This is a genomic window from Achromobacter sp. GD03932, assembly GCF_029839485.1.
Taxonomy (GTDB): Bacteria; Pseudomonadota; Gammaproteobacteria; order Burkholderiales; family Burkholderiaceae_B; genus Achromobacter; species Achromobacter bronchisepticus_A.
On the sequence record NZ_JAOCAT010000046.1, the window covers coordinates 25,034 to 44,824 of the forward strand.

Here is a 19,791-nt window from a genome sequence, read left to right on the forward strand (position 1 = left end):
GGCGCGGCCTCCCCCAAAAAGGGCGGGTCGGCGGGCCAGTCCAGGCAGCCGCAGATGGTAGCAGCCGGCGGATCATCCAAAATCTGCGAAAACCTCCGATTTGGCCGCTAAATCTCAGACATAAGGAAGGTCGTCCTTAAGACGGGTCCCATGGCGTACCCGTCCCGCAAAGCCTATACTTGGAAAAATATCCTTGGAATTCGTAGGGCTTTTGCTTCGGCCAGCCAACGGCTTCCTTCATTTCACCCGGAGAGGAGTGTTTCATGGTCAACATGAATCGCCGCCAGTTCTTCAAGGTGACCGGTGCGACGCTGGCAGGCTCCAGCCTGGCTTTGCTGGGGGCAGCCCCCGGCACGGCCATGGCCGAAGTCCGCCAGTACAAGCTTGCGCGCATGACTGAAACGCGCAACACCTGTCCCTACTGTTCGGTCGCCTGTGGACTGCTGATGTACGGCTTGGGCGACGGCTCCAAGAACGCCCGCGCCAGCATCATGCACATCGAAGGCGACCCGGACCACCCCGTCAACCGCGGCACGCTCTGTCCGAAGGGCGCTGCCCTGATCGACTTCATCCATAGCCCCAACCGCCTGAAGTACCCGGAATACCGGGCGCCGGGTTCGGACAAGTGGGTGCGGATGTCGTGGGACGATGCCCTGACCCGCATCACCAAGCTCATGAAGGCGGACCGCGACGCGAACTTCGTCGAGAAGACCGCGGACGGCAAGACCGTCAACCGGTGGCTGACCACCGGCATGCTGGCGGCCTCCGCAAGCAGCAACGAGGTCGGCTACATCACGCACAAGACTGTGCGCAGCATGGGGATACTGGCATTCGATAACCAAGCCCGTGTCTGACATGGCCCGACGGTGGCAGGTCTTGCCCCGACGTTTGGCCGTGGAGCGATGACGAACCATTGGGTCGACATCAAGAACGCGGACGTAGTACTGATCATGGGCGGCAATGCCGCCGAGGCCCACCCTTGCGGGTTCAAATGGGTCACGGAAGCAAAAGCCCACAACAAGGCAAAGCTGATCGTCGTGGATCCGCGCTTTACGCGCTCGGCATCCGTGGCGGACTTCTACGCGCCCATACGCACCGGCACCGACATCATTTTCCTGGGCGGCGTCATCAAGTATCTGCTGGACAATGACAAGATCCAGCACGAGTACGTGCGCAACTACACGGACTTTTCCTTCATCGTGCGCGAGGACTTCGCGTTCGACGCGGGCCTGTATTCCGGCTACGACGCCGAGAAGCGCACCTACAACAAGGCCAGCTGGGACTACGAGCGCGGCGACGACGGCTACGTCAAGACGGACCCGACGCTGGCGCATCCGCGCACCGTCTACCAGCTGCTGAAGAAGCACTACTCGCGCTACACCGAGGACATGGTCGAGCGCGTCTGCGGCACGCCCAAGGACAAGTTCCTGAAGGTGTGCGAGATGCTGGCGTCCACCGCCACCACCAACCGCGCCGCGACCATCCTCTACGCGCTGGGCTGGACGCAGCACTCCATCGGTTCGCAGATCATCCGCACGGGCGCGATGGTGCAACTGCTGCTGGGCAACATCGGTATCGCCGGCGGCGGCATGAACGCGCTGCGCGGGCATTCGAACATCCAGGGCCTGACCGACCTGGGCCTGATGTCGAACCTGCTGCCCGGCTACATGACCCTGCCCAACGAGCCCGAGCAGGACTACGGCAAGTACATCGAGTCGCGCACGCAGAAGCCTCTGCGGCCCAACCAGCTGAGCTACTGGCAGAACTACAGCAAGTTCCACGTGAGCCTGATGAAGGCCTGGTGGGGCAAGTCCGCCACGGCCGAAAACAACTGGGCGTTCGACTACCTGCCCAAGCTGGACAAGCTCTACGACATGCTGCAAGTCTACGAGCTCATGAACCAGGGCAAGATGAACGGCTACCTCGCCCAGGGCTTCAACCCCCTGGCGGCCGCGCCCAACAAGGCCAAGCTGAACGCCGGGTTCGCCAAGCTGAAGTTCCTGGTCATCATGGACCCGCTGGTCACCGAGACCTCCGAGTTCTGGCGCAACGCGGGCGAGGCCAACGATGTGGATTCCTCCAAGATCCAGACCGAGGTCTTCCGCCTGCCCACCACCTGCTTCGCCGAGGAAGACGGCACGCTCGTCAACTCGGGCCGCTGGCTGCAATGGCACTGGAAGGGCGCCGAGCCTCCGGGCGAGGCCAAGAGCGACATCGAGATCATGGCGCTGCTGTTCACGCGCCTGCGCAAGATGTACCAGGACGAGGGCGGCAAGTATCCCGATCCCATCGTCAACCTGTCCTGGCCGTACTCCAATCCGCAGAATCCCACCGCGGAAGAACTGGCCAAGGAATACACGGGTAAGGCGCTGGTGGAGCTGACCGATCCCAAGGATCCTTCCAAGGTCACCCGCAAGGCCGGCGAGCAACTGGCCGGCTTCGCGGAACTGCGCGACGATGGCTCCACCATCAGCGGCTGCTGGATCTTCGCGGGCGCCTGGGGGCCTACCGGCAACCTGATGGCGCGGCGCGACAACAGCGACCCGACCGGTATCGGCCAGACCCTGAACTGGGCCTGGGCGTGGCCGGCCAACCGCCGCATCCTGTACAACCGCGCTTCCTGTGACGTGGCGGGCAAGCCGTTCGATCCGCGCCGCAGCCTGATCTCCTGGAACGGCAAGTTCTGGACCGGCGCCGACATCCCCGACTTCAAGGGCGACGAAAATCCGGACGGCGGCATGGGACCGTTCATCATGAACCCCGAGGGCGTGGCGCGCTTCTTCGCGCGGGCGGGCATGGCCGAAGGGCCGTTCCCCGAGCACTACGAACCCTTCGAGACGCCGCTGGGCTACAACCCGCTGTATCCGAAGGCCAAGGGCGTCACCAGCAACCCCGCCGCGCGGGTCTTCAAGGACGACCTGGCCGCGATGGGCACGGTGGACAAGTTCCCCTACGTGGCCACGACCTACCGCCTGACGGAGCACTTCCACTACTGGACCAAGCACGTCCGCATCAACGCGATCCTCCAGCCGGAGCAGTTCGTGGAAATCGGCGAGGCGCTGGCCAAGGAATTGGGCATCGCCAACGGTTCGCGCGTGAAGGTGTCGTCCAACCGCGGCTACATCAAGGCGGTGGCGCTGGTCACCAAGCGCCTGCGCGCGCTGACCATCGAGGGCAAGACGGTGCACCACGTGGGCATCCCCATCCATTGGGGCTTCGTGGGCCTGGCCAAGCCCGGCTTCCTCACCAACACCCTGACGCCGTTCGTGGGCGACGGGAATTCCCAGACGCCGGAATTCAAGTCGTTCCTGGTGCAGGTCGAGAAGGCCTAAGGAGACCGACATGTCCATGCAATCCCTAGACATCAAGCGGCGCTCCGCCACCACCACGCCGCCGCCGGGCATCCGCGAGCCCGTCACGGGCTCGGTGGCCAAGCTGATCGACGTCTCCAAGTGCATCGGCTGCAAGGCTTGCCAAAGCGCCTGTATGGAATGGAACGATCTGCGCGACGAGATCGGCACCAACGTGGGCGTCTACGACAACCCGGCCGACCTGACCGAGCATTCCTGGACCGTCATGCGCTTCTCCGAATACGAGAATCCGCAAGGCGATCTGGAATGGCTGATCCGCAAGGACGGCTGCATGCACTGCGAGGATCCGGGCTGCCTGAAGGCCTGTCCGTCGCCGGGCGCCATCATCCAGTACAACAACGGCATCGTGGATTTCCACGAAGAGAACTGCATCGGTTGCGGCTACTGCATCACCGGCTGCCCGTTCAACGTGCCGCGCATCTCCAAGAAGGACCACAAGGCGTACAAGTGCACCTTGTGTTCCGACCGCGTGGCCGTCGGCCAGGAGCCGGCCTGCGTCAAGGCGTGTCCTACCGGCGCCATCGTCTTCGGCACCAAGGAAGACATGACGCAGCACGCCGAGGAGCGGATCGTCGACCTCAAGTCGCGCGGCTTCGACAAGGCTGGCCTGTATGACCCGCAGGGCGTGGGCGGCACTCACGTCATGTACGTGCTGCATCACGCCGACCAGCCCGGGCTGTACCACGGGCTGCCCAAGGACCCGCAGATCAGCCCCATGGTCTCGCTGTGGAAGGGCCTGGCCAAACCTCTGGGCGTGGCCGCCATGGCCCTGACCGCGCTGGCGGGCTTCTTCCACTACGCCCGCGTTGGCCGCAACGAGGTGTCCGAGGAAGACGAACGCCGTGCCGAAGAGGAGGTGCGCCATGAGTGAAGACCGCCATTACCGCCGGATCAAGCGCTACACGCCGGGCGAGCGCACCAACCACTGGATCATCGCCTTCACGTTCATCCTGTTGGCGCTGTCCGGGCTGGCGCTGTTCCACCCGTCCATGTACTGGCTGAGCAACCTGTTCGGGGGCGGACCCTGGACGCGCATCCTGCATCCCTTCATCGGGGTGGTGATGTTCGCCTGCTTCGTCGTGTTCGCCGGCCACATGTGGCGGCACAACCTCATGACGAAGGCCGACCGCCAGTGGATGCGGCAACTGAACGATGTGGTCGAGAACCGCGAGGAAAAGCTGCCCGAAGTCGGCAAGTACAACGCCGGCCAGAAGCTGCTGTTCTACGTGCTGATCCTCTGCATGCTGGGCCTGTTCGTCAGCGGCATCGTGATCTGGCGCGAGTACTTCGCGTTCTACTTCCCGATCTGGGTCATCCGCGCCGCCTCGGTGCTGCATGCCGTCAGCGCGCTGGTGCTGATCTGCGCCATCATCGTGCACATCTACGCTGCCATTTGGGTCAAGGGTTCCCTGACCGCGATGCTGCGGGGGTATGTCACGGCGGGTTGGGCGTGGAAGCATCATCGCGCCTGGTTCCGCGAGCAAATCAGAAAATAGTGCAAAACGGAACGCGCAGTTTGCGCGTTCCCTCTGCGCTGCGGCAAATGGGGCTTTCTTGGCCCCCACGCACCCGCCCAACGGCTGCTATCCTTCTCCTTGAAGGCTGGCAGCCGTGTTTTTTTACTGGAGACGCAAGTGCAGCGAATTCTTCCGCGCGGCGAGATCGAAGCGCTAGATCACAACCGCATTCCCCAAGTCAGCCTGCCGGACCGCGCGTCGGTTTTCGCCACGCGCGCAGCCCGCTTGCGGCAACTGGCGGCGGATAGCCCGGTGGCCGACTACCTGCTGCTGATGGCGCATCTGGTCGACGCCCAGCATCGCGCCCTGCAGGACTGCGCCGCGCCCGAGGCTTCCGAGGAGCGCATTTCGCTGGCGCAGGCGCATGGCATGCCGCCCCTGCAGGCCGTGGGCTGGCCGCGCGACCCCTTGTGGCGCAACATCCTGGGCCAGCTGCTGGACCATGTCGCCGGCGCCAAGGACGTGCCGGCCGAGGCCATCGAAGTCTGCGCCGGCCTGCGCCGTGCGCTGGCCGAGGATCCGGAGTCGCTGGAGGATCTGGCCGAGGCGGTGCTGTCAGAGCAGGACCAGGGCGTGGACGGCGCCGCGGCGCCCTTCGTGATGGCGGCCCTGCAAGTCTATTGGACCGATCTGGCCAGCCGTTTCGACGAAAAGCAGTTGCCCGTGGCCAGCCCCTTTGGCGTCTGTCCGGTGTGCGCCAGCCTGCCGGTGGCCAGCGTGGTGCGTGTGGGCGGGCAGTTCGAAGGCTACCGCTACCTGTGCTGCAGCCTGTGCGCGACCCAGTGGCACATGGTGCGGGTGAAATGCTCGCATTGCGAAGACGTGGAATCGGTGGCGTATCAGGCCATCGAGGGCCGTACGCCCGCCATCAAGGCGGAAACCTGCGACCACTGCCATACCTATCGCAAGATCTTCTACCAGGACAAGGACCTGCAGGTGGAGCCCGTGGCCGACGACCTGGCCAGCCTGATGCTGGACGTGCTGGTCGGCGAGGCGGGCTATTCGCGGGCCAGCGGCAATCCGTTGCTGTGGCACGGATCGGAGCCGGCGTCGGATCAGGGAGCAGAGCAGTAATGGCCGCACAAGCGCCCGAAGGCGGCGTGGCCGCGGTATCGGAGATCCCTTCGTTGGACCGGTTGCTGAATGCGCCGGCCATGCGCGCCGCGCTGGACGAGCACGGCCGCACCCAGGTGGTGGCGGCGCTGCGCCGGGATTTGGACGCGATGCGCGAACGTGCGCTGGCCGGCGGGCTGCCGCGCCAGGAGCTCGACGCCGACGCCGTGGCCGCGCGCGTGGCCGCGGCATTGGCCCGGACGGCCGAGCCGAAGCTGCGGGCCGTGTACAACCTGACCGGCACGGTGCTGCACACCAACCTGGGCCGGGCGCTGCTGCCCGATGAGGCGGTGGCCTCGGTGCTGCGCGCGCTCACCACCCCCGCCAACCTGGAGTTCGACCTGGCCACCGGCGGGCGCGGCGACCGCGACGACCTGATCGACGAATTGTTGTGCGAACTGACGGGGGCCGAGGCCGCTACCGTCGTCAATAACAATGCGGCCGCCGTGCTGCTGATGCTGAACGCGCTGGCGGACCGGCGCGAAGTCGTGGTGTCCCGCGGCGAACTGGTCGAAATCGGCGGCGCGTTCCGCATTCCGGACATCATGAAGCGCGCCGGGGCCAAGCTGGTCGAAGTCGGCACCACCAACCGCACCCATGCCGCCGACTACGAAAACGCCATCGGCCCGCGCACCGCCATGCTGATGAAGGTGCATTGCAGCAACTACGCGGTCACCGGTTTCACCAAGAGCGTGAGCGTGGCCGAGGTGGCGGCGCTGGCGCACGCGCGCGGCCTGCCCGCTACCGTGGACCTGGGCAGCGGCACGCTGGTCGATCTGACCCAGTTCGGCCTGCCCAAGGAAGACACCGTGCGCGAAACCATCGCGGCCGGCGCGGACCTGGTCACTTTCAGCGGCGACAAACTGCTGGGCGGGCCGCAGGCCGGCCTGCTGGTGGGCCGCAAGGACCTGATCCGCAAGATCAAGAAGAACCCGCTCAAGCGCGCCCTGCGCGTCAGCAAGCTGACGCTGGCGGCCTTGGAGCCGGTGTTGGGTCTGTACCGTGCGCCCGAGTTCCTGGCCCAGCGCTTGACCACCTTGCGCTTGTTGACCCGCCCGCAGCGCGACATCCAGCCGCAGGCCGAACGCCTGCGCGGCGTCCTGGCGCAGGCGGCGGGCGAACACTACGCGGTCGAGGCCGTGCCCATGTTCAGCCAGATCGGCAGCGGCGCCTTGCCCGTGGACCAGCTGCCCAGCTACGGCCTGGCCGTGCGCTACACCGGCAGCGGCCGCGCCGGACGGCACCTGGACAAGCTGGAGACGCAATTGCGCCGCCTGCCCGTGCCCGTGATCGGCCGCATTGCCGACGACGCCCTCTGGCTGGACCTGCGTTGCCTGGAAGCGCGCGACGAAGCGGCCTTCGCCGCGCAACTCGCGGAGCGCCTGGCGTGATCATCGGCACCGCAGGCCATATCGACCACGGCAAGACCACGCTGGTGCGGGCGCTGACCGGCGTCGATACCGACAGGCTCAAGGAAGAAAAGGCGCGCGGGATTTCCATCGAGCTGGGCTACGCCTACACCCCGCTGCCCAACGGCGACGTGCTGGGCTTCATCGACGTGCCGGGGCACGAGAAGCTTGTGCACACCATGGCGGCCGGCGCCAGCGGCATCGATTTCGGCCTGCTGGTGGTGGCGGCGGACGACGGCGTCATGCCGCAGACGCGCGAACACCTGGCGATCCTGGCTTTGCTGGGCGTGGAACGCGGCGCGGTGGCGTTGACCAAGACCGACCGCGCCGATGCCGCGAGATTGCTGGCAGTGCGCACGGAAATCGCCGAACTGTCCGCGGGCACCTTCTTGCAGAACGCCCCGCTGTACGCCGTATGCGCGGCGCAGGCCGACGACCCGGGCGTGGCGCAACTGAAGGCCTATCTGCACGCCGAGGCGCAAGCCCTGCGCCAGCGCGACAGCGCGGGCCTGTTCCGGCTGGCGGTCGATCGCGTGTTCACCCTGGCCGGCCATGGCACGGTGGTGACAGGCACGGCCCATGCCGGGCTGGCGCGCGCGGACGACGACGCTGCCGACTTGCGGCTGATGCCTGCCGGCACGCGCGTGCGCGTGCGCAGCATCCATGCCCAGAACCAGGCCAGCGAAACCGGCGCGGCGGGCCAGCGCTGCGCCTTGAATCTCGCAGGCATGGACAAGAACGCCATCGCGCGCGGCGACTGGATCGCGGATGCGCGCTGCTTCCTGCCGTCGCGCCATGTCGACGTGGCGCTGACGCTGCTGGCATCCGCCGACGCGCCGGTGCGCGCCTGGGCGCCGCTGCATGTGCACATCGGCGCCGCGCGCCACGTGGCGCACGTGGTGCCGCTGAGCGCGGAATCGCTGGCGCCCGGACAGTCCGGCTGGGTGCAGCTGGTGTTCGACGATCCTGTTTGTGTCATGCCGGGCGACCGCTACATTGTGCGCAACGCGCAGGCCACGCGCACGGTCGGCGGCGGCCGGGTGCTGGATCCGAACGCCCCGGACCGCAAGCGCCGGTCCGCCGCGCGCATGCAGTGGCTGCAGGCGCTGGCGGCCATGCTGGACGGCGCCGGCCTGCATCCCGTGGTGGAGCATGCCGCGCTGGGGCTGGACGAAGACGCCTTGCAGCGCCTGACGGGCAAGCCCGTGAGCGAGATCCCTGCGCCGCCCGCAGCGGTGTGGCTGGAGGCGCGTACGCCGCAGGCGCCGCGCACCCTGATCCTGGCGGCGCATTGGGATGCGCTGCGCGCCCGCGTGGAGCAGGCGCTGGCTGCTTTCCATCAAGGCGCGCCCGACGAACCAGGCCCCGACGGTCCGCGTTTGCGCCGCATGGCCATGCCCGCCGGCCCGGATGCGTTATGGCAGGCGGCGCTGGACGATCTGCAGCGCGATGGCCGCATCGTGCGCAATGGCCCCTGGCTGCACCTGCCGGGCCATAGCGCGACCTTGGCGCCCGAGGAATCGGCGCTGGCCGCGCGCGTGCTGCTGCTGCTGGCGGCCGGCGCCTTCGATCCGCCCTGGGTGCGCGATCTCGCCCGCACGCTGGGTGAGCCCGAAGACCGCATGCGGCAACTGCTGCGCAAGCTGTTGCGGCGCGGCGAAGTGGCCCAGGTGGTGAAGGACCTGTTCTATCATCGCGACCAGGTGGCGGCGCTGGCGGCGCTGGCGCAAGGCCTGGCGGCGCAGCCCGAGGGCTTGAACGCCGCCTCGTTCCGCGACGCCACGGGTCTGGGCAGGAAGCGCGCGATCCAGATCCTGGAGTTCTTCGACCGCGTGGGATATACCCGGCGCTTGCGCGATGCGCACGTGTTGCGCCAGGAAAGCGCCTACGGAAGCCCGCGGCAGGCGCAGTAACCGGTATCATGGGCGGCCACCGTGGAAGGCATTCGTGCCCGGTGGCACGGCTGGGCTTCAAACCCAGTTGGGGGCGTCAGACGTTCCCAGGTAGGTTCGACTCCTGCTGCCTTCCGCCATCTCTTGCGCGGCGCACTAAGCCCGCAGCATCCCCGTCACTACGCCGCCTACCCGGTCCGAGTTCCAGTCCAGCTGTCCCAGATGCCAATATCGGACGGATCCGCCGCGGTCCACCAGATAGTTGGCGGGCAGGCCGACCGCGTCCCATTGCTTTGACGCCGTGCTGTTCCTGTCGTGCAGCACGGTGCCCGCGACCGGCCATTTCGCCAGAAAGGTGTTGATCCTGGCCGCCGAATCGCCGACGTTCACGGCCACCAGGCGCAGGCCTTCCTCGCGATGGCGTTTGGCCATGGCGGACATGATGGGGATTTCATCGCGGCAAGGGTCGCATGAGGTGGCCCAGAAGCTGACGATGATCACGTTGCCGCGCCAGGAGGCGAGTTTCTTCTCGCGGCCGGCCAGGTCGGGCAAGGCCAGCGGCGGCGTGGACGCGGTCCAGGGCGCCCAGTCCGGGCCGGTGGCCTTCTTGAGCGCATCGTCGCTGGCGGCCCGGGCATACCAGGGCAGGGCCGCCAGCGACAGGCCGGACTGCAGGAGTAGGCGGCGGCTGATCATGGCGGTCCCCGTGGGTGGACAGTAGGTGGGCTCAGATGGAAAGCGGCTTGGCGCTGAGCTTGTAGCTGAAGCTGGCGGGATCCAGGCTGTCCAGCCGCCCGTCCGAGGTTTCGCCGTTGGGGTACATCAGGAACGGCACGGGGCCGTGGGTAGCGCCCGGCAGGACCACGTCGTGGCCGTGGTTGTACGCCACCCAGTTCATTTCCCAGGCGCCGAACAGCATGACGCGCGCGGCGCGCACCTTGGGGTCGGTCAGCGGCAGTTCGCCGGGCGGCTCCTCCAGCATGACCTTGCGCACGTCGGCGGGGTCCACCGGCACCCAGCCGTAGCCCGCGGCATAGAACTCGGCGCGGCAGTGCTGCGCCTTGGTGACGTCGCCAGCCTTGCCCAGGCTTTTGTAGCCGAACTCGGAGTCCGCCACGCGCAGGCCGTAGGCGTCGCGGGCGGGTATGCCGGCGGCGCGGGCCAGCGCGACAAACAGGGAGTTGATGTCGGCGCACTTGCCGTTCAGATCGTTGGCCGTGAGCATGTAGCGCACGTCGCCCACGCCGCAGCCGCGGGTGGACGCGGTCCTACAGGTGTTCTCCACCACCCATTCGTAGATGGCGCGGGCCTGCGCCAGATCGCCGCGGTGGCCGCGGGTGATGCGGTCGGCGGTGCTCTTGACGATGCCGTCGGTGGGTAGCAGCGCGGTGGGCTGGAGGAACTCGCGCAGCGCGGCGGCGCTTTCGCGGGGGGCGTCGGTCGAGGGCGGCTGGCTCAAGTCCACGCGCCGGTTGCGGGTCTGGAAGCGGCTGGTGACCGTGACCTGGCGCGGCGCCTGCGCGTCAGGCCATTGCACGGCCAGCATCTGCACGCCGTAGCCGGGCGCCTGGGTCAGTTGGGCGACGCCGCCGCCGCTGACCTGCCAGGCGCTCTGTGCGCCGCGCTGGTAAGGGGTGTCCGTGGCGTAGGGAACCGGAATCCAGAGGCGCGCGTGCGCGCCCGGATCCTGCACGGTGATGTCGGTGGTCAGTTCGAAGGCGCGCCATCCGGTGCTGACGGGGGCGAGTCCCGCGCGCGCCGCCCTGGGCAGGGTCGCGCTGGCGGCGCACAGGGCGCCCGAGAAACGGAGGAAATGTCGGCGATCCATGTAGCCCTCACTCACGGTGAAGATTGGCTGTCGGTGCGCCCGGGGCCGGGCGGCCGTCCGTTGCTGCGTGCTGCTGGATCATCATAGGGCCAATCTCGGGGGCGGTGCTATCCTTTTCCACTGACCTATGGAGATTGAGATGACCACCCAGGATGTTGCCAGCGCGGCGGTGCCGCGATTGACTTCGCTTTCGCACGGCGGCGGCTGCGGCTGCAAGATCGCGCCCGGCGTGCTGTCCGAGCTGCTCAAGCGCTTCGGCCCGGCGGTCAGCTACCCCGATCTGCTGGTGGGGACCGAGACGGCCGACGACGCGGCGGTCTACCGTCTGAACGACGAACAGGCGCTCATCGCCACCACCGATTTCTTCATGCCCATCGTCGACGACCCCTACGACTTCGGCCGCATCGCTGCGACCAACGCGCTGTCGGACGTGTACGCGATGGGCGGCACGCCCATCATGGCGCTGGCCATCGTGGGCATGCCGATCAACGTGCTGCCGCACAGCGTCATCGCCGACATCCTGCGCGGCGGCGAAGCCGTCTGCAAGGACGCCGGCATTCCGGTGGCCGGCGGCCACAGCATCGACTCCGTTGAACCCATCTATGGCCTGGCGGCGATGGGCCTGGTGCATCCCGCCCGCATCAAGCGCAACGCCGACGCGCGCGCCGGCGATGTGCTGATCCTGGGCAAGGCATTGGGCGTGGGCATTCTGTCGGCCGCGCTGAAGAAGAACCGGCTGGACGACGCCGGCTACCGCGCCATGATCACCGAGACCACCCGCTTGAACCGGCCCGGCCCGGCGCTGGCCGCCATGGAAGGCGTGCACGCCATCACCGACGTGACCGGCTTCGGCCTGTTGGGGCATACGCTGGAAATGGCGCGCGGCGCGCAACTGACGGCGCATGTGCGGCGCGATGCGCTGCCCTGGCTGCCCGGCGTGCAGGCCTTTGCCGCGGACGGCGTCATCACCGGCGCGTCCGGCCGCAACTGGGCCTCCTATGGCGCGTCCGTGCGCCTGGGCGAGGGCGTGAGCGACACGGAGCGCGCCTTGTTGACCGATCCGCAGACCGCGGGCGGACTGCTGGTGGCCTGCTCGCCGGACGCCGCGCAGGCGGTGCTGGACCTGTTCCGCCAGCACGGCTTCGAGCAAGCGGCCATCATCGGCGACATGCGGGCGGGCGAACCCGAAGTGCGCGTCGACTGAAACCCCCTGGCAGGCCTGGGCGCTAGCGCGCCTGGCCGGCGCGGCCGAATTCCTGCACCTGGTAGTTGATCTGCCAGTGCAGCAGCTCGGTGTAGGCGTTCAGGCGGACCTGCTCCGCCCATTGTTCCGCCGTCGCGTCCTGCTCCGCCTCCAGCGCCAGTCCCGATGGACCTGCCCAGGGCAGGATGCGGCCGGGTTTGCCCTGCCGGAACACCCCTTCATCGGTCAGCAGCACGTGCTTGCTGTTGAAGCCGAAACACCAGGCCGGATCGGGCTGGGCGGCCAGCAGGTCGCAGCCGCTGCGGAAGTAGGGAGTCTCCGGGAGGCTCAGGTGATACAGCGTGGGCAGGATGTCCTTGTGGCTGCCTACGCGCGCCGGGTCGTAACGCGCCTGTGTCCGGTAGGCCGGCGGCACATACAGGTAGAACGGCACGGCGCGCGCCAGCGCAGCGTCCTTCGGATCCTGATAGTCGATGCCCAGGATGTTGTGGTCGCCGGTCACGGCGACGATGGTCCGCGACGCGTAGTCCGATGCCTTCAGGCGCGTCAGGAAGCCCCCCAACTGATCGTTGGCGTAGCGCAGTGTGTCGAATGCGGCCGCCAGCGTGTCCCAGGTCTTGAAGTAGGGCAGGCTGGCCACATCGTCCAGGGGCAGGCCGCCGCGCTGGCCGCCGTCGGGCACGATGAACGGAGGATGATGGGTGGTGGACAAGGCCACGATGAATAGCGGCTGGCCGTCCTGGGTGCCTTGCGCCAGCCGCTCTTCGATGTAGCGGAACATGTACTCGTCGGGCACGCCCCAGGTTCCCGTCCGTGCTTGGGGATAACGCATCCTGAGGGTCTGCTGATCCACGAATTCATGCGCGCCCAGCTTGGTGGCGAAGACGCCGAGGTTGCGCCAGGTGGCGGCGCCGGAGGTGACGAAGACGACCCGGTAGCCGCGTTGCAGAAAGGGCGTGAAGGCGTTGCTGGCGAATGGCGTGTCCACCGCCGACGATTGGCCGACGGCGGCAATGGGGCTGCGCACCAGCAGCAGGCTCAAGGATTCTATGGTGCCGTTGCCTTCGGCCACGAAGCGCTCGAATACCCAGTCCTCGCGCCAGTGCGGACGCAGTGCGCCGAGCAGGTCGCGGTCGGGATTGTCATAAGCGTTCAGATGCGCGCCCATGCTCTCCATGACCTGCAGCACCACGTGGGGCGGTCTTGCGGCTGCCGCGGAGTTGGGTGCGGTTGTGGCCATGAATGGCCGCAGGCCGTTGTCCGGCCAGCCCAGAAAACGCTCGTAGAGCAAGCGCCCCTCGCGCAAGGTGACGGGTTCGAAGCGCTTGTCGTTGCCGCGGTCGGACAGGGCCCACGAAAAGGCCGAGACGCCATTGGGCGCGATGTCATTGAGCAGGCGCAGCGACGAGATGCTGGTGTCGTCCTTGTTGAGCGGAAACTTGCCCAGCGATCCTCTGCAGGCCAGCACGGTGATGCCTATGATCAGCGCAAACCGCAACAGGCTGGGAATGAACGCGCGGCGCTTGAACCGCCTGCCTTGCACCCAGCCGCGCCAACGGCGGCCGAGCCACCAGGTCCCCGCCAGCACCGCCGCCAGCAGCAGGCCTGCCTGCGCCAACGGGTAGCCATGCCACAGGGTCATCAGGATGGCCTGGGTGTCGTCGTCCACCAGCCCGAACACGAAGATGTCGATGGAACGGGAAAATGTGGCGAAGTAGAAGACGCTGATGATCGTGGTGGCCGCGAACAGCGTCGCCATGGCTGCGCCCAGTCCCGGCAGATGACGCTGCCAACACCGTTGCAGCCCGGGTCTGGCTGCCGCCGCCATGGACAGCAGCAGCAGCGCCGAACAGGCGATGCTGGCGACCTTGATGTCGAACAGCAGCCCTGTCGCCAGGCTGCGCCGCACGTCCTGCGGCAGCGCGTCATAAGTGCCCGGCGCGGCATAGCGCAGCAGCAGGTAGCCGCGTCCGGCGCTTTGCGCCAGGACGCTGATCAGCCAAGGGGCCAGCAGGACCAGGAAGGATCGCTGAAAATTGACGAACCAGTCTTGCCACCCGAGCGCCGGACGGAAATGCCTAATCAACATCTTGGGAGCAGGGTTACGGATCAGCGCCGCAATCTACCGGAGCAACCATCCCAAGTTATGAAGATCTGTATAAATTTTGTAGCGCGGCGCCGCGCCTACGCGGTCAGGTCGCGCGCGGTGGCTTCGGCCTGTTCGATCAGCCAGCGTGTGACGACCTCGGCGTCCGGCGTGGCGCGGCGCGTATTGCGCACCAGCCAGTAGGCGTGCTCGGTGGCGCTGGCGGCCTGGCCGCCGACGGCCTCCAGCCGTTTGTCCGCCAGCATCGGCGCAATCAGCGCCAGCCGGCCCAGCGCGATGCCGTGGCCCGCCAGCGCCGCGTGCACGATCTGGTCGTACTGGTTGAAGCGCAGCATGCCCCGGGTGGGCACGCGGGCCAGGCCGCGCGCATTCAGCCATTCCGACCATTGCAGCCAGGGACGCGTCGGGTCGTCGAATTCCAGCAGCACGTGGCGTTGCAGTTCCTCGGCATCCAGCAGGCGGGCCTTGAGCGAGGGGTGGGCCACCGGCACCACGGCCTCGCCGAACAGCCAGGTTGCGCTGTCCGGCACGCCGTCGCGCAGGCTGTAGCGGATGGCGATGTCCACGCTTTCGCGGTCAATGTCGATCAGCCGGTTGTCGGCCGCCACGCGCACGTCGATGTGCGGATGCGCCGCCTGGAAGTCCCCCAGCCGCGGCAGCAGCCACAGCGAGGCCACCCCTATGGTCGTGGTCACGGTAACGGGCGTGCGGCGCTCGGGGGCGCGCAGCTGCTCGGTCAGGTCGCCCAGCTGGCTCAGCCATACGTCGGCCATGCGGAACAGCTGTGCGCCCTCGGAGGTGAACGACACGCTGCGGAATCCGCGCACCAGCAGGGGCACGCCCAGGTGGGCCTCCAGCGCCCGGATCTGGCGGCTCACGGCCGACTGGGTCACATGCAGATCCTGCGCGGCCAGGGTGATGCTCATGCGGCGGCCCACGGCCACGAAGCCTCGGACCAGATCAAGCGGCGGGAGTTTGGCCAGCGGATATGGCATTCGTAAAACTCATGCGTATCGGACGGAAATGTCGCTTGAGCAATAGTACCTCCAGGGCGTTCAATAGGACTCAGACGACGGGTGTAGGGCGCATAGCCCCGCCATCCGCCGCGATCGCCGCCGCCGCGGCCCAGGGGTACGCCATGATCCAGGTATGTTGCACTGCGGGAATGTCATTTCGTCTGGCCGGCGGCTCGACTATGCTGCTCAAGCGCGCCTCGGGCGTCCGCATCGTGTGTCACGCCGGCACCTTGTGGCTGTCCGAATATCAGCGTTTCGATGACAGCGTGCTTCAAGCCGGTGATTCCATCACCGTCGGCAGCGATCGCGATGTCGTTCTCAGCGGCCTGCCGGATGCGCAGGTCGCGCTAATTTCGTAGCAGCTTGTCCCGGAGCTCCAGTCATGACCGCGCCCCTGCCCGATACGCCCCGCATCGAGATGTGGTTCGATTTCGCCAGCCCGTACAGCTATCTGGCCATCGAACGCGTCGACGCCCTGGCGCAAGAGGCCGGGGTCCGGGTGGATCTGCGGCCGTTCCTGCTGGGTCCGATCTTCCAGGCCCAGGGCTGGAACGACACGCCGTTCCGGCTGTTTCCGGGCAAGGGCGCCTACATGATGCGCGACATTGCCCGCCTGGCTGAAAAGTACGGCCTGGTCTACAACCGTCCGCGCCTGTTTCCGCGCATGAGCGTGCTGCCCGCGCGCATCGCGCTGCTGGGGCAGGACGAGCCCTGGGGCCGCGATTTCTGCGTGGCCGTGTTCCGCGCCAATTTCCAGCACGACCTGGACATCCAGTCCGAGGACGTCGTGCATGGGCTGCTGACGGACCTGGGGCTGGACGCCGCCGCCTTGATCGCCCGTGGCAAGTCCGAAGCCGCCAAGGAGGCGCTGCGCCGCCAGGTCGACCGTGCCCGCAACCTGGGCCTGTTCGGCGCGCCCACATTCTTTGTGGACGGCGAGATGTTCTGGGGCAACGACCGCCTCGAAGATGCGCTGGAATGGACCCGCCGCGCGGCGCCCGCCAGCGCCTGGAGCACATCGGCCGCGCGCACTTGAGCGCTGCCCAAGCAAGTTTTTTCGTCAACGCAACTTCAGCAATGAAAAACGCCAGCAGTGCCTATCGCGGCGCGCCCATGCCGGGCGGCCGTTCGTTCACGCAGTTCCGCGCCGCGCGCATCCGGCGCGTGTCGTTCCAGTGGAAACAGGCTGCCGATGCCGGCACGCCGGACAAGGGCAGTCCGCAAGGCGGGCCGCGGGCCCGCTAGGACCCCGCGCGACCAGCCGGCTAGGGGCTCAGCCTTTGCTGACAGGCGCCACCCGCGCCCACTCCTCGTCCGAGTACAGTCGCGAGCGCAGCAGGAAGCGCTTGCCTTCCGCGCTGTCCAGCGAGAACGCGCCGCCGCGGCCGGGCACGGCGTCGATGATGAGCTGGGTGTGCTCCCAGTACGCGAACTGGTCCTCGCCCATGTAGAACGGGCAGCCTTCCAGTTCGCCCAGCAGCACATCCGATCCGCCCACCATGAATTCGCCCTGGGCATAGCACATGGGCGAACTGCCATCGCAGCAGCCGCCGGACTGGTGGAACATCAGCGGGCCGTGCTTGGCCCGCAGCGTTTCGATCAGGCTGCGCGCCTCGTCGGTGGCGACCACGCGCGGCGTTTGCTCTGCCATGTCAGGCTCCTTTGAGGCGTGCCGGGCCTCGCGGCCCGGCGCCGGCACACAACCGAGTCAGAAGAAACCCAGCTTCTTCGGCGAGTAGCTCACCAGCAGGTTCTTGGTCTGCTGATAGTGGTTGAGCATCATCTTGTGGTTCTCGCGCCCGATGCCCGATTGCTTGTAGCCGCCAAACGCCGCATGCGCAGGATAGGCGTGATAGCAGTTGGTCCACACGCGGCCCGCCTTGATGGCGCGTCCCATGCGATAGCAGGTGTTGGCGTCGCGCGACCACACGCCCGCGCCCAGGCCGTAGAGCGTGTCGTTGGCCAGGGCCAGCGCGTCGTCGGCATCCTTGAAGGTCGTCACGGCCACCACCGGCCCGAAGATTTCCTCCTGGAACACGCGCATCTTGTTGTGGCCCTTGAACACCGTGGGCTGCACGTAATAGCCGCCTTCCAGCGCGCCCTGCATCTGCGCGCGCGAGCCGCCGGCCAGCACGTCGGCGCCTTCCTGCTTGCCGATGTCCAGGTACGACAGGATCTTCTCCAGCTGCTCGGTGGATGCCTGCGCGCCCAGCATGGTGTCCGCGTCCAGCGGATTGCCCTGCTTGATCTCGGCCACGCGCTTCAGGGCGCGTTCCATGAACTTGTCGTACAGGGATTCCTGGATCAGCGCGCGGCTGGGGCAGGTGCAGACCTCGCCCTGGTTCAGCGCGAACATGACGAAGCCTTCGATCGCCTTGTCGAGGAAGTCATCGTCCTGCGCGGCCACATCGGCGAAGAAGATGTTGGGCGATTTGCCGCCCAGTTCCAGCGTGACCGGAATGATGTTCTGCGAGGCGTACTGCATGATGAGGCGGCCGGTGGTGGTCTCGCCGGTGAAGGCGATCTTGGCGATGCGCTTGTTCGAGGCCAGCGGCTTGCCCGCTTCCAGGCCGAAGCCCGTGACCACGTTCACCACGCCCGGGGGCAGGATGTCGCCGATCAGTTCCATCAGCAGCAGGATGCCCAGCGGCGTCTGCTCGGCGGGCTTGAGCACCACGCAGTTGCCTGCGGCCAGGGCCGGCGCCAGCTTCCACGCGGCCATCAGGATGGGGAAGTTCCACGGAATGATCTGGCCCACCACGCCCAGCGGTTCGTTGAAGTGATAGGCCACGGTGTCGTGGTCGATCTCGGACAGCGAGCCTTCCTGGCTGCGGATGCAAGAGGCGAAGTAGCGGAAGTGGTCGATCGCCAGCGGGATGTCGGCGGCGCGCGCTTCGCGGATGGGCTTGCCGTTGTCCCAGGTTTCGGCCGTGGCCAGGCGCTCCAGGTTCGCCTCCATCACGTCGGCGATCTGCATCAGCATGCGGGCGCGCTGCGCGGCCGGGGTCGCTCCCCATTTCGGCGCGGCGCGATGCGCGGCGTCCAGCGCCAGCTCGATGTCGCGCTCCTTGGAGCGGGCATTGCGCGTCAGCACCTGGCCCGTGACCGGCGTGACGTTGTCGAAGTATTCGCCGTCGGAGGGCTTCTGCCATTTGCCGTCGATGAAATTGTCGTACTGGGTCTTCAGGTCCAGGCGCGTGCCGTAGGAGTCGGGGGTGATGCGGGTCGCGATGTCCATGCTTGTCTCCGGTATTGTGGGGGTGCGGCAGTCGGCTGCCTGTCCTTTATCAAGCAAGGAGCGTGCCAGTCGGTGCTTCCCCGCTGGACAGCCCGCGGCTTGCATGCGAAAGTAGGTTTCCAAAATGGGGCGACGTGCAGCAATGCCCCAGAGGGCCGGCCCGCCGCCGGGCCTTCCCTGGGCGGGTCAGCTCCCCAGGGGGCAGGCAGTCCGCGTAGCGGGCGCGGCGTGAGGGCTCGCTCCCTGTCGCTTTTTGCGACATCGTCGCGGAACAGGTGTCGCAGAACGCCTGTCCCAGGAGACATGCATGGCCACTCATTCCCGTCAGCACGCGCTGACGCAAGCGCGCCTGCTGTTCAACCAGCAAGGCGCGGTGCCCGGCGGCATGGTCGCCGAGCCCATCCTGCGGTCGTGGCGTCGCTGCGCCGACCTGGGCTTCGACATGCGCGGCGTGCGCCGCGCCGAGCTCATGACCCAGGGCGAGCTGCGCGAGGCCCAGCAGCGCAACGAGGCGCTGCGCCGGCTGTCCGAACCCGCCATATCCCTGCTGCGCCGCCAGGCCGGCGGCAGCGGCGGCCTGGTGATCCTGTCCGACGCGCAAGGCCTGGTGCTGGACTCCGACGGCGACACCGGTTTCGCCCAGCGCGCCTCGCGCGTGGCGCTGATGCCCGGCGCGCCCTGGGACGAAGCGGCGGCAGGCACCAACGCCATCGGCACCGCGCTGGTGGAAGGCCGGCCCATCGCCGTGCATGGCGCGGAACACTATTTCGAACCCAACCGCATCCTGACCTGCGCCGCCGTCCCCATTACCGACAGCGAGGGCCGCACGCTGGGCGTGTTGGACCTGTCCAGTCCGGCGCGCGACCTGCGGCCCGATGTGCTGGAACTGGTGCGCGCCGCCGTGGACCTGATCGAGCACCGTTTGTTTGAACAAGCCTACGAGCAGCACGCCGTGCTGCGGCTGCACGTGGACCACGCCGGACTGGGCGCGCCCGGCGAGGGTCTGCTGGCCTTCCAGGGCGACCTGCTGATCGGCGCCAACCGCCGCGCCTTGCAGGCGCTGGGCCTGGCGCCCACCGCACTGGGCGTGTACCGC

At 67.4% G+C, this 19,791-nt stretch carries 17 protein-coding genes and 1 tRNA gene; 12 read left to right on the plus strand and 6 right to left on the minus strand.

Going from position 1 to position 19,791, the window contains the following annotated elements; translation table 11 throughout:
• The first annotated feature begins 263 nt into the window (after window positions 1-263).
• The 7 genes from fdnG (at window position 264) to N5C88_RS29280 (ending at window position 9,442) form a co-directional block, all read left to right on the plus strand.
• Window positions 264-3,332 (plus strand): formate dehydrogenase-N subunit alpha, encoded by a 3,069-nt coding sequence (gene fdnG, locus N5C88_RS29250; RefSeq protein WP_280016743.1) that lies wholly within the window; start codon window positions 264-266, stop codon window positions 3,330-3,332.
• 10 nt (window positions 3,333-3,342) lie between these two features.
• Window positions 3,343-4,242: a formate dehydrogenase subunit beta gene (gene fdxH / locus N5C88_RS29255; protein WP_054455293.1), complete on the plus strand. Its 900-nt coding sequence runs from the start codon at window positions 3,343-3,345 to the stop codon at window positions 4,240-4,242.
• Window positions 4,235-4,867, plus strand: a complete 633-nt coding sequence (locus N5C88_RS29260; protein WP_088143813.1) for a formate dehydrogenase subunit gamma — start codon at window positions 4,235-4,237, stop codon at window positions 4,865-4,867. Before fdxH ends, N5C88_RS29260 begins: the two co-directional genes overlap by 8 nt.
• 138 nt (window positions 4,868-5,005) lie before the next feature.
• A complete protein-coding gene (gene fdhE / locus N5C88_RS29265; RefSeq protein ID WP_059377143.1) occupies window positions 5,006-5,962 on the plus strand; it encodes a formate dehydrogenase accessory protein FdhE in 957 nt (318 codons plus the stop codon).
• Complete coding sequence (gene selA / locus N5C88_RS29270; protein WP_280016744.1) at window positions 5,962-7,392, plus strand: L-seryl-tRNA(Sec) selenium transferase; 1,431 nt, start codon at window positions 5,962-5,964, stop codon at window positions 7,390-7,392. Before fdhE ends, selA begins: the two co-directional genes overlap by 1 nt.
• Window positions 7,389-9,323, plus strand: a complete 1,935-nt coding sequence (selB, locus tag N5C88_RS29275) for a selenocysteine-specific translation elongation factor (RefSeq protein WP_280016745.1) — start codon at window positions 7,389-7,391, stop codon at window positions 9,321-9,323. The genes selA and selB overlap by 4 nt, the downstream gene beginning before the upstream one ends.
• Before the next feature lie 23 nt (window positions 9,324-9,346).
• A tRNA-Sec gene (locus tag N5C88_RS29280) sits at window positions 9,347-9,442 on the plus strand.
• A gap of 16 nt (window positions 9,443-9,458) precedes the next feature.
• Here the strand turns inward: N5C88_RS29280 and N5C88_RS29285 are convergent.
• Window positions 9,459-9,998 carry a TlpA disulfide reductase family protein gene (locus tag N5C88_RS29285; RefSeq protein WP_118932343.1) on the minus strand — a complete coding sequence of 180 codons (540 nt, stop codon included), beginning with the start codon at window positions 9,996-9,998 and terminating at the stop codon, window positions 9,459-9,461.
• Between the two features lie 31 nt (window positions 9,999-10,029).
• Window positions 10,030-11,130 (minus strand): transglutaminase-like domain-containing protein, encoded by a 1,101-nt coding sequence (locus N5C88_RS29290; protein ID WP_280016746.1) that lies wholly within the window; start codon window positions 11,128-11,130, stop codon window positions 10,030-10,032.
• A gap of 139 nt (window positions 11,131-11,269) precedes the next feature.
• Here N5C88_RS29290 and selD point away from each other — a divergent pair, with 139 nt between their 5' ends.
• Window positions 11,270-12,334 carry a selenide, water dikinase SelD gene (gene selD / locus N5C88_RS29295; RefSeq protein ID WP_280016747.1) on the plus strand — a complete coding sequence of 355 codons (1,065 nt, stop codon included), beginning with the start codon at window positions 11,270-11,272 and terminating at the stop codon, window positions 12,332-12,334.
• Between the two features lie 22 nt (window positions 12,335-12,356).
• On the opposite strand, the gene N5C88_RS29300 is transcribed toward selD, so the two are convergent.
• Together N5C88_RS29300 and N5C88_RS29305 are read right to left on the minus strand one after the other, a co-directional pair.
• Window positions 12,357-14,423, minus strand: coding sequence for an LTA synthase family protein (locus N5C88_RS29300; RefSeq protein WP_280016749.1), 2,067 nt, complete (start codon window positions 14,421-14,423; stop codon window positions 12,357-12,359).
• A gap of 95 nt (window positions 14,424-14,518) precedes the next feature.
• Window positions 14,519-15,436, minus strand: a complete 918-nt coding sequence (locus tag N5C88_RS29305) for a LysR substrate-binding domain-containing protein (RefSeq protein ID WP_118932347.1) — start codon at window positions 15,434-15,436, stop codon at window positions 14,519-14,521.
• A 170-nt stretch (window positions 15,437-15,606) separates the two neighbouring features.
• Here N5C88_RS29305 and N5C88_RS29310 point away from each other — a divergent pair, with 170 nt between their 5' ends.
• Genes N5C88_RS29310 through N5C88_RS29320 form a run of 3 tightly spaced genes read left to right on the plus strand, consistent with a single transcriptional unit; the run spans window position 15,607 to window position 16,702 of the window.
• Window positions 15,607-15,816 carry a DUF2917 domain-containing protein gene (locus tag N5C88_RS29310; protein WP_118932355.1) on the plus strand — a complete coding sequence of 70 codons (210 nt, stop codon included), beginning with the start codon at window positions 15,607-15,609 and terminating at the stop codon, window positions 15,814-15,816.
• Window positions 15,817-15,839: 23 nt separating this feature from the next.
• A complete protein-coding gene (locus N5C88_RS29315; RefSeq protein WP_118932348.1) occupies window positions 15,840-16,493 on the plus strand; it encodes a 2-hydroxychromene-2-carboxylate isomerase in 654 nt (217 codons plus the stop codon).
• Window positions 16,494-16,534: 41 nt separating this feature from the next.
• The gene (locus tag N5C88_RS29320) at window positions 16,535-16,702 is read left to right on the plus strand and encodes a hypothetical protein (protein ID WP_280016750.1); all 168 of its coding nucleotides are present in this window, start codon (window positions 16,535-16,537) and stop codon (window positions 16,700-16,702) included.
• A gap of 28 nt (window positions 16,703-16,730) precedes the next feature.
• Here N5C88_RS29320 and N5C88_RS29325 read toward each other — a convergent pair whose 3' ends face one another.
• Together N5C88_RS29325 and adh are read right to left on the minus strand one after the other, a co-directional pair.
• Window positions 16,731-17,108 (minus strand): DUF779 domain-containing protein, encoded by a 378-nt coding sequence (locus N5C88_RS29325; RefSeq protein ID WP_054455269.1) that lies wholly within the window; start codon window positions 17,106-17,108, stop codon window positions 16,731-16,733.
• A 57-nt stretch (window positions 17,109-17,165) separates the two neighbouring features.
• Complete coding sequence (gene adh, locus N5C88_RS29330; protein WP_059377164.1) at window positions 17,166-18,695, minus strand: aldehyde dehydrogenase; 1,530 nt, start codon at window positions 18,693-18,695, stop codon at window positions 17,166-17,168.
• A gap of 307 nt (window positions 18,696-19,002) precedes the next feature.
• On the opposite strand from adh, the gene N5C88_RS29335 reads away from it, so the two are divergent.
• On the plus strand, window positions 19,003-19,791 hold a 789-nt coding region (locus N5C88_RS29335; protein WP_280016751.1), incomplete at its 3' end, for a GAF domain-containing protein.

Excerpts from the sequence above, each read along its gene's own strand:
- N5C88_RS29325 (WP_054455269.1), bottom strand. The coding sequence starts at position 17,108 with ATGGCAGAGCAAACGCCGCGCGTGGTCGCCACCGACGAGGCGCGCAGC.
- N5C88_RS29290 (WP_280016746.1), bottom strand. The coding sequence starts at position 11,130 with ATGGATCGCCGACATTTCCTCCGTTTCTCGGGCGCCCTGTGCGCCGCC.
- N5C88_RS29310 (WP_118932355.1), top strand. The coding sequence starts at position 15,607 with ATGTCATTTCGTCTGGCCGGCGGCTCGACTATGCTGCTCAAGCGCGCC.
- selA (WP_280016744.1), top strand. The coding sequence starts at position 5,962 with ATGGCCGCACAAGCGCCCGAAGGCGGCGTGGCCGCGGTATCGGAGATC.
- N5C88_RS29285 (WP_118932343.1), bottom strand. The coding sequence starts at position 9,998 with ATGATCAGCCGCCGCCTACTCCTGCAGTCCGGCCTGTCGCTGGCGGCC.
- adh (WP_059377164.1), bottom strand. The coding sequence starts at position 18,695 with ATGGACATCGCGACCCGCATCACCCCCGACTCCTACGGCACGCGCCTG.
- N5C88_RS29315 (WP_118932348.1), top strand. The coding sequence starts at position 15,840 with ATGACCGCGCCCCTGCCCGATACGCCCCGCATCGAGATGTGGTTCGAT.
- selD (WP_280016747.1), top strand. The coding sequence starts at position 11,270 with ATGACCACCCAGGATGTTGCCAGCGCGGCGGTGCCGCGATTGACTTCG.
- N5C88_RS29300 (WP_280016749.1), bottom strand. The coding sequence starts at position 14,423 with ATGTTGATTAGGCATTTCCGTCCGGCGCTCGGGTGGCAAGACTGGTTC.
- N5C88_RS29320 (WP_280016750.1), top strand. The coding sequence starts at position 16,535 with ATGAAAAACGCCAGCAGTGCCTATCGCGGCGCGCCCATGCCGGGCGGC.
- N5C88_RS29260 (WP_088143813.1), top strand. The coding sequence starts at position 4,235 with ATGAGTGAAGACCGCCATTACCGCCGGATCAAGCGCTACACGCCGGGC.
- N5C88_RS29305 (WP_118932347.1), bottom strand. The coding sequence starts at position 15,436 with ATGCCATATCCGCTGGCCAAACTCCCGCCGCTTGATCTGGTCCGAGGC.
- fdxH (WP_054455293.1), top strand. The coding sequence starts at position 3,343 with ATGTCCATGCAATCCCTAGACATCAAGCGGCGCTCCGCCACCACCACG.